Annotated in this window: 3 protein-coding genes; 1 reads left to right on the top strand and 2 read right to left on the bottom strand. The window is 69.1% G+C overall.

Translation table 11 applies throughout. The features are described 5' to 3' along the window. On the top strand, positions 1–180 hold a 180-nt coding region (locus tag ACFU99_RS43265), incomplete at its 5' end, for an ATP-dependent helicase C-terminal domain-containing protein (RefSeq protein WP_384404174.1). A gap of 22 nt (positions 181–202) precedes the next feature. On the opposite strand, the gene ACFU99_RS43260 is transcribed toward ACFU99_RS43265, so the two are convergent. Then, on the bottom strand, positions 203–1,201 hold the full coding sequence (locus ACFU99_RS43260) for a DUF3068 domain-containing protein (protein WP_384404177.1): 999 nt from the start codon (positions 1,199–1,201) through the stop codon (positions 203–205). A 104-nt stretch (positions 1,202–1,305) separates the two neighbouring features. Further along, positions 1,306–1,440, bottom strand: a complete 135-nt coding sequence (locus tag ACFU99_RS43255) for an SPW_0924 family protein (RefSeq protein ID WP_384404171.1) — start codon at positions 1,438–1,440, stop codon at positions 1,306–1,308. Positions 1,441–1,539: the final 99 nt, after the last annotated feature.

Raw genomic sequence — 1,539 nt, 5'->3', positions numbered from 1 at the left:
CTCCTACAACAGCTATCCCACGACACCCCTACCACCGACATCAACACAGAACTAGACTACTTCTGGAAGGACGGGTACCGCTCCGTGCGGGCCGAGTTGCGCGGCCGCTACCCCAGGCATCCCTGGCCCGAGGACCCGACGGCCGCGGCCCCGACGAAGCGCACGAACGCGCGCCGCTGATCGCCTGCTCGGGCGGAGCTGATCAGACGGGCACGGGTTCGGGGTCCGGGGCGGCCGGGTTCTCGGCCGGGGCGGCGCCGGAGCCGGGGCGGCGGGAGCGGGCTTCGAGGACGAGGGAGAGCGCGAGGAGCACGAAGCCCAGCCCGAGGAAGCCCCACGGGAGGTAGCTGGTGAGGAGCAGGACGAGGACCCGCTGGGACTTCACGAGCTTGAGGGTGGACTGCACGTAGTCCGGCCGCATCTTCACATGCCCGGCGAAGGCGGTGATCGGCTTCTTCTCGGGGTGCCCGGTCCAGCGCATCTCCTCCTTGTGCTGCTCCTCGCCGTTGACCGGCGCCCCGGTGACGGGGTCGACCCAGAACATCCGCTTGGTGCTGTACCAGCGCTCCAGGCCGGTCTGTTTGACGACCTCCGGGGTGACGCCCAGCGGCATCTTCTTGGGGAGCGGGACCTTGGTCCAGGGGATGGTCTGCTCGAAGTAGTAGACCTTGAGGCCGTGGAAGTTCTGGGTGCCCCGGTAGTGGATGGGCGCGGAGGTGCGGGTCTGCATGTCGAAGTACTGGTAGTCACGCTTCTCGGTGAGGAAGGGCCACTTGTACTCGATGCCGTCGCGGCGCACCGGGGTGCCGTCCACGCTCTCGCCGCCCGCGTGCACGGGTTCCTGGCTGTGGGCGTCGAAGACGTAGCGCTCGGGTATCCGGGAGACCATCTTGCCGTCGGGGCCGACGATGTAGCTGAGGGTGTCCCAGACGACGACGTCGCGGCCGGTGGCGTTCTTGACCTTCTTGGCCTGTTCGACGTTGCCCTTGAGGGTCTGCACGATGTTGACCTTGGGGACCTTCCTGGCCTCCATTTTGTTGTAGTCGATCAGGTCGGCGTCCTTGGCCTCCATGACGACGGACTGGTACTGGCTGGGCGGGACCTTCGCGAGCCGCGGGAAGGCGTACCAGCGCAGCAGCGGTGACAGGGCGGCGAAGAAGACGGCCGCGGCGAGCAGCACGAGGCTCGCTCTGCGGCGCATCCCGCCGCCGCGGGTGCGTCGTCCGGCCGGGGGGCCGGGTGGTGGCGGGGCTTCCGGGTCGTCCCCGGTCGGCACAGCGCGGCGCATGGCGGTACGTCCCTCCCTCAGGGGTGTGCGGGGACGGTGGTCTGTAGGGGTTTGGGGGAGGTTTCGCCGCTGGGCACTCCGACGGCGGTGATGGTGAGGACGAGCGCGAGGGCGGCGGCCAGTCCGATGGCCGCGGCGATGAGTGCGCGCATGCTCGGCCTCCCGGTTGCTGATGCGGCGTCAGGGCTGGGGCACCGTAGCAACGGAGGGCGAAGATGAGAACACGTTGCACCGCCCTGTGCCCCCGGATC

Origin of the sequence: Streptomyces sp. NPDC057654, assembly GCF_042800135.1 — a bacterium.
In the GTDB taxonomy this organism is placed as follows: domain Bacteria; phylum Actinomycetota; class Actinomycetes; order Streptomycetales; family Streptomycetaceae; genus Streptomyces.
The sequence above is the reverse complement of the archived record's forward strand: the minus strand, read 5'-3'. Positions and strand labels throughout refer to the sequence as shown.